This is a genomic window from Cryobacterium roopkundense (assembly GCF_014200405.1).
Taxonomy (GTDB): domain Bacteria; phylum Actinomycetota; class Actinomycetes; order Actinomycetales; family Microbacteriaceae; genus Cryobacterium; species Cryobacterium roopkundense.
Genome location: NZ_JACHBQ010000002.1, coordinates 70,567 through 79,223 on the forward strand (window position 1 = coordinate 70,567; position 8,657 = coordinate 79,223).

At 61.5% G+C, this 8,657-nt stretch carries 7 protein-coding genes and 1 CRISPR repeat array; of the genes, 2 read left to right on the plus strand and 5 right to left on the minus strand.

Going from position 1 to position 8,657, the window contains the following annotated elements; all coding sequences use genetic code 11:
- Nucleotides 1-33 precede the first annotated feature (33 nt).
- The 3 genes from BJ997_RS21075 to BJ997_RS21085 all read right to left on the minus strand — a co-directional run bounded on the left by BJ997_RS21075 (nt 34) and on the right by BJ997_RS21085 (nt 2,921).
- Nucleotides 34-432 carry a helix-turn-helix domain-containing protein gene (locus BJ997_RS21075; protein WP_084141786.1) on the minus strand — a complete coding sequence of 133 codons (399 nt, stop codon included), beginning with the start codon at nt 430-432 and terminating at the stop codon, nt 34-36.
- A 414-nt stretch (nt 433-846) separates the two neighbouring features.
- On the minus strand, nt 847-2,178 hold the full coding sequence (locus tag BJ997_RS21080) for a HEPN domain-containing protein (RefSeq protein WP_035840353.1): 1,332 nt from the start codon (nt 2,176-2,178) through the stop codon (nt 847-849).
- A gap of 128 nt (nt 2,179-2,306) precedes the next feature.
- Nucleotides 2,307-2,921, minus strand: coding sequence for a recombinase family protein (locus BJ997_RS21085; protein ID WP_035840362.1), 615 nt, complete (start codon nt 2,919-2,921; stop codon nt 2,307-2,309).
- Between the two features lie 297 nt (nt 2,922-3,218).
- Here BJ997_RS21085 and BJ997_RS21095 point away from each other — a divergent pair, with 297 nt between their 5' ends.
- A complete protein-coding gene (locus BJ997_RS21095) occupies nt 3,219-3,602 on the plus strand; it encodes an NINE protein (protein WP_201771760.1) in 384 nt (127 codons plus the stop codon).
- Complete coding sequence (locus tag BJ997_RS21100; protein WP_035840359.1) at nt 3,599-4,153, plus strand: DUF2510 domain-containing protein; 555 nt, start codon at nt 3,599-3,601, stop codon at nt 4,151-4,153. Before BJ997_RS21095 ends, BJ997_RS21100 begins: the two co-directional genes overlap by 4 nt.
- Nucleotides 4,154-4,499: 346 nt before the next feature.
- Nucleotides 4,500-7,395: direct repeats of the CRISPR family, unit length 29 nt; unit sequence GGGAACACCCCCGCCTACGCGGGGAAGGG.
- An 18-nt stretch (nt 7,396-7,413) separates the two neighbouring features.
- Here the strand turns inward: BJ997_RS21100 and cas2e are convergent.
- Both cas2e and cas1e read right to left on the minus strand, forming a co-directional pair.
- On the minus strand, nt 7,414-7,731 hold the full coding sequence (cas2e, locus tag BJ997_RS22120) for a type I-E CRISPR-associated endoribonuclease Cas2e (RefSeq protein ID WP_084141609.1): 318 nt from the start codon (nt 7,729-7,731) through the stop codon (nt 7,414-7,416).
- 4 nt (nt 7,732-7,735) lie between these two features.
- The coding region (cas1e, locus tag BJ997_RS21110; RefSeq protein WP_221244291.1) for a type I-E CRISPR-associated endonuclease Cas1e at nt 7,736-8,657 on the minus strand (922 nt) is incomplete at its 5' end.

The following is an 8,657-nucleotide window of genomic DNA, read 5'->3' on the forward strand; positions in this document are numbered from 1 at the left end:
CTACCGGAGGTGTCCGGGCCGCGGATAATCGCTCTAGAGCAGATCGGCGAGTTCGTCGATGGCGCCCATACGAGTTTTTTGCTGAGTGGCGAAGCGTTCCGCAAGCTCGCGTCTGTCACGCTGACGCTGGGTTTCAAAAGAGATGATGTCGCGGATACGAATACGGCGATCACGTCCAACATGATGGGACACAATCTCACCTCGATCCAAGAGTTTGTATAAGTAAGTACGGCTAATCCCGAGGCGTGTCGCTGCCTGGTTCGGAGTGAGAGCAGCTGCTTCATCAAGAATCACAAGTTCAGCGCCGTCACGTAGGCAGCGCTGGAGGCTAAGAATGACATCACGAAGTTCAGGGCCTGCTTCCGTGGCCGCAAAACGCTCAAGTGCGTCGAGTTGATCTGCCGGGATCCCTGAAATCTGAATAGTCTGCATAATGCCCACCTACGGCATCTCTCACTATCTGAAGTGTCACAGATGATTTATCTGTCACAGGTGACACTACCACTCGATCACTCGGTGTCAACCTCGAGCGAATACGACATCACGCGGACCTTTTCATCCTTTGCGTCTCACTCAGCCATCCAGCGGGAGCGGACCAATCCCCGCCAAATGGAACGCTGACCTATCCGCAACACAATCAACGCGGGTGGGCTCGGCTTAGATTGCCCTAGTGGGTCCGAAATTCCTTAACATAGTCACCCAGTTGCCGGTCGTTTCACCCTTTACTGTGAAACGGATAACGCGCTTCACCACTAGAGGGACTCCATCCGGCTTGACCGCGGTCAACGCAATCAGTGGGGGGTGTCGCGAAACTGCACCCCGCCTGGCCGTGACCGCGCGGCCAGCCTACGTCGTCGGTGAATCCTGTCGAAAAATGAGTTCATCCCAGTTGGGCGGCCAGTCCCCTTGCTCCGAGGCTTCGAGGGCTTTCCAGCAAGCCAGCTTGAGCACGCGGAGCACCTGGTCATTTATCTCCTGGAGTGTCACAGCCACCCCGTCGTACTTGAGGTCTTTCGAGGTCGGGGTGTTCCCGTGCGCGACCTTGCTCCTCACCGAGTACGCCGTCGTGAACAGGTTCTTTGTCCGCACGCGGTCCCCAAGCGAGGAAGTGTCGAGCCATAGGCCGGCGCGCGTCGAAAGTCGATACGACAATTCACCATTTCCTAGCTCGGATAGATACAGTGCCTCAGCCGCAATCATCAAGTCAATTGTTGTATCCTCGGGCGCGCTCCTCTCTGCCGTTCGAGCGAGTCGTCGGAGAGCAAGGTCGATCGCTTTTGGAATCGAACCCTTCTGGACCAAGTGCCACGCCTTTGCAAATACCCCAATCTCAGCTTTGGTCCACTGCGGGAGCGAGCGCGACAGGGCTCCGTGACGAGAACTACTAAGCGACCCAGACGGCGGGGGCGTCAGTCGAACCGTCTCGAAGTACCCAACTGGCAATACGTGCGACGTCCGAGACAATACGAGAGCCAACTCGAGTACCCTTTCGTAGCGCTCAATTTGACCGCCACCTGCGCCCTCATGCAAAACTTCCAATGCCCCGTATTGGTATTGCGAGCGGGCTACCGCGAATTCCCTATAGTTTTTCGGCCACAAAACGTTGAGGTTGAGTGCCCACGCAAGATCTTCGGGCGACAGCGGCGTCACGAACACATTGGGTTCCAATTCGACAGGGCCATCAATGTCGGGCGATAGAGGAATAACCCATCGCGTTGAGTACCGCTTGGTGGACCGTAGGAAGTTGACTACCTCTGTCACTCGCGAAGGAAGGCGGTCGCGATCTACCGACACTTTCAATTGGCTCCCATCAAACCCGTCGACAAAGCGCAAGACAAGAACTAAGGCGATCGTCATCTCGATTGACACCCCCTCGACCTGGACAGGCGAGGGACCGTCATCCAACAGCGTGCTGATGGCCGCCTCGGCAGCCGGCCAGCTCACCAGTTTTCCAAGCTCATCCGCGACAGTGACATTCCGATGCCACTCGATACTCGCCCGGACGGGGATGTACTGAACGATGGCCGTTTCCTGTATCTCTGACTTCTTCCCTACCTCCCAACCCGAGTGGAAATCGCGCACTGTGAAATCATTCGAGTGAGAATCGAGGTAGTCACCTGCTTCCCTCCCCCAGGTTGAGATCGCGATCTCGATTTCCTCAATTGATGCGCGGGACAAGCTGCTCCTCCATTGAACGTCGTGGCCTGAATCTATCCATTTAACTAGCGGCTAGGCCATGACGGTACTCACCGTCAGTTGCGAGACATCCTGCATCGCAACGAAAGACCCAGGCCTCGAACGGGCTTCTACTTCTTGGAGAGAAGCCTCTGACCGTCAGGTCGCAGCTCCCCCGTCGGGGAAACATGGCGATACAGCGTCTGCCGTGTAATCCCGAGCTCCACGCAGAGAGCGCCGACCTTCGTCTCCTTCTGCCCCATCGCCGCCATGGCCAGGCGAATCTTGGCCGGCGTCATCTTGAACGGGCGCCCGCCGGTCCTCCCCCGCGCTCGCGCCGCGGCCAGCCCGGCGACGGTGCGCTCAGAGATGAGGGCCCGCTCAAACTCGGCCAGGGCAGCGAAGATCCCGAAGACGAGCTTCCCGGACGCGGTTGTGGTGTCGATCGCTGCGCCCTCCCCCGTGAGCACTTTGAGGCCGATGCCACGGTCTGTGAGGTCATGGACGGTGTTGACGAGGTGGCGCAGGTCTCGACCGAGTCGGTCGAGTTTCCAAACCAGAAGCGTGTCGCCCTCGCGGAGGGCCTTCAGGCACGCCGCCAACTGCGGGCGGTCATCCTTCTTGCCGGAGGCCTGGTCCTCATAGAGTTGATCCGACTCGACACCGGCAACCAGAAGCGCATCGCTCTGGAGATCAGTGCTCTGCGACCCGTCAGCCTTCGATACCCGCATGTATCCGACGAGCATGCTGACCCCTGTCATTTATACGTTCGATTACGTGACAACACAATAGCATCGCGCAGAAAACCAAAAGTTGTCATGTAACCCGTCAAATATTCTAAGTGTTGCAAAGGCAGAAGGTCACAATTTATGTGATGAACGTTGTTAGTGTCGCGTAGGTGCTGAAACTGAGGCCACCTCCGGCGAACATCAAGCCATTTCTCGCGCGTCTCTCATAACAAATTGGTGAAAAATTCCCGCTAGCCTGACACGAGACGACCTCACGCCGCGCTGCGGGCCATTGCTGGGGTCTAGGGGGCAACAATGACGAACGCTTCACCACCTGCGGGCTGGTACCTCGATCCAAGTGATGGAAGATTGAACCGGTGGTGGGACGGGAACGCTTGGACCGAGCACTCCGCTCCGATTCCACAAACGATCGCCATGCAGCCGTTGCGTGCGGGTAAGTCGATGCAGACCACCTATCTGCTTGCAATTTTCCTCGGTGGGTTCGGCGTCCACCGCTTCTACTTGGGTCGCCACGTCTCCGCTTCGATTCTCTTGGCTATTACCATCGTCGCGGTGATCGCAGGCACCACGAGCGACTCGGGGACGAGCCCTTTGCTGGCGGTGGTGTGGATCTGGACCATCGTTGACCTGTTCCTGATTCCGGCAATGGTGCGTTCAACTAGGGCTCCACGAGCATGACAAGTCAGTATCCACCTCCGCCCCCAGGCTGGTATCCAGAACAAACGCAGCGTGGACTTATGCGCTGGTGGGATGGCGCGCAATGGACCGACCATCAGCAAGCAGTAGCTACCGAGCCACTACCCCCGCCAAAGATCAGGGCCTCAGGTTGCCTCGTCGCATTCCTCGTGGTCTTGGGGATCACGGTTGTCGGCATAGCTGCCTTCATCGGGGTGGGCGCGTCAACCGGTGGCGCCGTTTCAGAACAACAGGACGAGGGATTCAAAGTCGTGTACCACGCAGGCGGCTCAGCAACGGGCGGGTCAATCACGATGTCTACTCCAAACGGCATTCAACAACATGATGTCTCGCTCCCACTGAAGTCGACCTCTGGTGAGACCGGAGTTCACTTCACGGTGGGCAATGGCGAGTTCCTTTCCATCATGATCCAGAACCAGGCCGACACCGGCACCGTGACGTGCGAGATCGTCGTGGACGGAGCGACAGTCGCGCAAAACACAACGAGCGCTGCGTACGGAATAGCGAGCTGCGACTACGGGATCCCCTATTAGAACTGCACGATCGCCGGATCATATCAGGAGGCTGTCCGCGTCCACTTCTCGAGTCTTTGCCACCACGAAGGCACGCACCACTGCCACTGGTCCTCCACTCAAAGTTGTCAGGTAGACCCGCAGTGAGTGCGAGCGGAAACTTGACTACGACTGTCATACCGTCATTGGTCACATCAAACTCACCACCCTGAGTTCGGTCCCACCCTTCAGACGAGTCAGCGAGGTGCCATTTTGAGCCGTCACTAAGGAAAGCATTGAGGGTGACATAGCTGGTCTCAGATCCTGTTTCTCGCAGGGCGCCTACGCGGGGAGGGGGCCAACACCACTTCGGCGTACTGCCCTGCAATGGGAACACCCCGCCTACGCGGGGAAGGGCTGATCGGCCTGTGCGATGACCGGACATCTGTGGGAACACCCCCGCCTACGCGGGGAAGGGGTCTTCGGAGCCACGTCATCCTCCGCCTGGGCGGGAACACCCCCGCCTACGCGGGGAAGGGGACATTGGCAGAATTCATTCCGGCCATAGTGGGGGAACACCCCCGCCTACGCGGGGAAGGGTCGTACCAGCCGGCATCAGCCACCGTGTTGCTGGGAACACCCCCGCCTACGCGGGGAAGGGCGGTGATCGACACTCAGGGCAACAACACAAACGGGAACACCCCCGCCTACGCGGGGAAGGGTCGAGACTCATGCCGACAGCGTGGGCGGCATCGGGAACACCCCCGCCTACGCGGGGAAGGGTCAGGCAGGTACAGCCCCGTGGTGATGGAGCGGGGAACACCCCCTCCTACGCGGGGAAGGGTGAAACCCGCCACCGTGGACCGGGCATCCATTGGGAACACCCCCGCCTACGCGGGGAAGGGGTCTGCGACACCCGGCCGGCGAGCATGATCATGGGAACACCCCCGCCTACGCGGGGAAGGGGGCTTCGACACCAGTGGGCTTGTGCAACTGAAGGGAACACCCCCGCCTACGCGGGGAAGGGCAAGCGCCCGTATTCGAGTCTCCGTTGTACACGGGAACACCCCCGCCTACGCGGGGAAGGGATCGAACCAGAACACGACCACGGCGCGCCTGAGGGAACACCCCCGCCTACGCGGGGAAGGGGCGTCTGGGCTCGCCCTGACCCTCGAAAACTCGGGAACACCCCCGCCTACGCGGGGAAGGGACCCCACACCCGCATGCTCGCCGTCATGCCGCGGGAACACCCCCGCCTACGCGGGGAAGGGCGCCGGCCACCCTTCACCGCCCACTGGGTTATGGGAACACCCCCGCCTACGCGGGGAAGGGCCAGCGCACCGGACGGCACGAGGGAAGAATGAGGGAACACCCCCGCCTACGCGGGGAAGGGGATACCAAGCCGTGTGGGTGAACGGCGCGTGGGGGAACACCCCCGCCTACGCGGGGAAGGGTATGGTGTGGATGCGCCACTATTGCAGGTGGCGGGAACACCCCCGCCTACGCGGGGAAGGGCTTACCTGAATGGGCGGATAGCTCGGTACTGAGGGAACACCCCCGCCTACGCGGGGAAGGGCCTCATGATTGGGAGCGACGGCCAGCCAGTCACCGGAACACCCCCGCCTACGCGGGGAAGGGAGCTCAGGGGAATGGTGATCCACGGCTTCGGGGGGAACACCCCCGCCTACGCGGGGAAGGGTTCCGAGAACCGACGAATATCACCACGTCAGGGGGAACACCCCCGCCTACGCGGGGAAGGGCCCGGTCAACCCTGTCTCGTTTCGTCGCCCGGGGGAACACCCCCGCCTACGCGGGGAAGGGTCCGCACACGTCATCAGGCCAGTGCGGTGATTGGGAACACCCCCGCCTACGCGGGGAAGGGTTCGGCGTGAAGGCCCCGCGGTTCGTACTTGAGGGAACACCCCCGCCTACGCGGGGAAGGGCGTAATTGCGGGGCGTGCATTGCCGCGCCGGGGGAACACCCCCGCCTACGCGGGGAAGGGCGTAATTGCGGGGCGTGCATTGCCGCGCCGGGGGAACACCCCCGCCTACGCGGGGAAGGGGTGAGGTCATCGACCCGAACGAAACCGGACTTGGGAACACCCCCGCCTACGCGGGGAAGGGCGCAGATCCCCGCAACGCAGCCCGCGTCCATCGGGAACACCCCCGCCTACGCGGGGAAGGGCGTGATCGACACGAGCGAACCCTTGCGGACGGTGGGAACACCCCCGCCTACGCGGGGAAGGGCTTCGAGGAATGGTCGGCGGGCAAGCGCGACAAGGAACACCCCCGCCTACGCGGGGAAGGGTCGGGAGTCATGCCCGCGACCATCTCAACGGCGGGAACACCCCCGCCTACGCGGGGAAGGGGTGTCCGGGGCATCTCCAAATCCGTGCACACTGGGAACACCCCCGCCTACGCGGGGAAGGGTCCGGTCACTTCATCCATGAGCACATCGCAATGGGAACACCCCCGCCTACGCGGGGAAGGGTACAGCATCCCAAGTGGAGGTGAGCGCGTCGCGGGAACACCCCCGCCTACGCGGGGAAGGGTCCTGACCACCGTAGATAGCCAAATCAACGGCGGGAACACCCCCGCCTACGCGGGGAAGGGCCGCCGTTGATGCCTACACAGTCACCCGCATTGGGAACACCCCCGCCTACGCGGGGAAGGGTGATCGGCCTGGGCGATGACCGGACATCTGGTGGGAACACCCCCGCCTACGCGGGGAAGGGCCGAATTGCGTGCGACTCAGGATGGTCTGTCAGGGAACACCCCCGCCTACGCGGGGAAGGGGGCATCCTTGTCGAGACCGACACGGTGCCTTCGGGAACACCCCCGCCTACGCGGGGAAGGGTTTGCCTACGGCACCGGTCGATTCGATAATGAGGGAACACCCCCGCCTACGCGGGGAAGGGCCCCACGATGATGTGGGGGCCTTCGTTATTTAGGGAACACCCCCGCCTACGCGGGGAAGGGAGTCGGGGAAGCCACCAGTTGCAGCCGGGGGAGGGAACACCCCCGCCTACGCGGGGAAGGGTGACCACTGAGCAGGTCGCAGAAGCCGCCGAGGGGAACACCCCCGCCTACGCGGGGAAGGGTTGCCGTCCCAGTCCGGTCCGAACTCGAGTGCGGGAACACCCCCGCCTACGCGGGGAAGGGGCGAAGTCCCACCCGACACAACCGTCTGCCACGGGAACACCCCCGCCTACGCGGGGAAGGGCCTCGCCCACGGCGTTGAAGATGTCGGCGGCAGGGAACACCCCCGCCTACGCGGGGAAGGGACTTCCTGACCAGGGATTCTAATCTGGAAAAGGCTCCGAATCGTAATATGCTCCTTCTGGAATGCTCCTAAGGAGCTCGAATCCATCCATGTCGACCACTTCTTTGCCCCGGCCTTGATGGAGACGGACTTTGAAACCTTGTTCGTTGGTTGCTTCACTTGTCACCAACACAATTTCGCCCTCTCCGGCGGCGTCCGTGACTCGGGACCAGAGAGAATCAACGATTCGTCTGGACACATTTCCCACGTAAAGTCCAGTGCCATATTCGACAAGGAACCTGCTGAGGTATCCGCGGAGATGGTCTGGAACTGCGGTGATTCGCAAAGTGACGAACATCGGATCACACCTCCGGCTGCCCGTAGTTGGTGTGCCCGGCGACCGTTCCAATGTCGTCAAGCAAGACGTCGCCGTCGATGTCGCTGAGATGTGGCGAGAGTATCCGCATGGTCATGGTCAACATGTCTTCAAGGGTGCGTCGTTGGGTGATCACTGACCTCACCTTTCGTCGAACAAACCCCTGAGGGTCCTTTTCCTTCGCGCTCAAGAACGCTACGGGCAGAGTGATGGTCTGCTTGTAGACATCTGCCAGGTCGTAGAAAAGCGCTCGAGCGTCGCCCTGGTGGATGACACCCAATGCCGGGTTGAGCGAAAGGGCGGAGCAAACCGAGGCGGCGACCCCATAGAGAATGGAGTTCCCGAGGTTGAGCCCGACGTTGACGGGGTCCTCGGCGGCCGTCTCGCGTCGAAATTTGATTCCGTGCTTCAGTGCAAGGCGCTTGTACTCGGCCCTCATCATCTGGCCTTCGAGACCACGTAGTGTGGCAATCCGGGCATTGACCGGGAGGGGCATCCCGCCCAAGCGCGCCTTGTAGAGTTGCCGCGCGGCCGCCACGCGATGGGATGAAGAGGCCCAGAGCCGAGCCTGTGCTTCTGCCCAGCGCGCTGAACCTGTCAACGGTCGAGCTGTGGCGTACGAGTTGATGCCTCCTCCGCCGGTGAACATGAGAGTCGTTCCAGCGGCAGCCAGAGATGATGCCGCGGCGTGACTGAGAGATGTTCCCGGGCCGAGCATGACGACCGCGATTGATCCGATGGGCACGCGGATCTGCCCACGAGTGTTGCCCGTTTCATCCGATTGAAGGGCGATAACTCCCGTCTTATCCTGGATGATTTGCGCGTGTTCGAGATAGAGGTAGCTGACTCGGTCTGTGAGGCGAACCTGTTCTCCCGCGCCAATGTTGGCGAATTCCAGTGCCCGCTCC

Coding starts and splice junctions, on each gene's coding strand:
- cas2e (WP_084141609.1), bottom strand. CDS start 7,731: ATGTTCGTCACTTTGCGAATCACCGCAGTTCCAGACCATCTCCGCGGA.
- BJ997_RS21095 (WP_201771760.1), top strand. CDS start 3,219: ATGACGAACGCTTCACCACCTGCGGGCTGGTACCTCGATCCAAGTGAT.
- BJ997_RS21085 (WP_035840362.1), bottom strand. CDS start 2,921: ATGCTCGTCGGATACATGCGGGTATCGAAGGCTGACGGGTCGCAGAGC.
- BJ997_RS21100 (WP_035840359.1), top strand. CDS start 3,599: ATGACAAGTCAGTATCCACCTCCGCCCCCAGGCTGGTATCCAGAACAA.
- BJ997_RS21075 (WP_084141786.1), bottom strand. CDS start 432: ATGCAGACTATTCAGATTTCAGGGATCCCGGCAGATCAACTCGACGCA.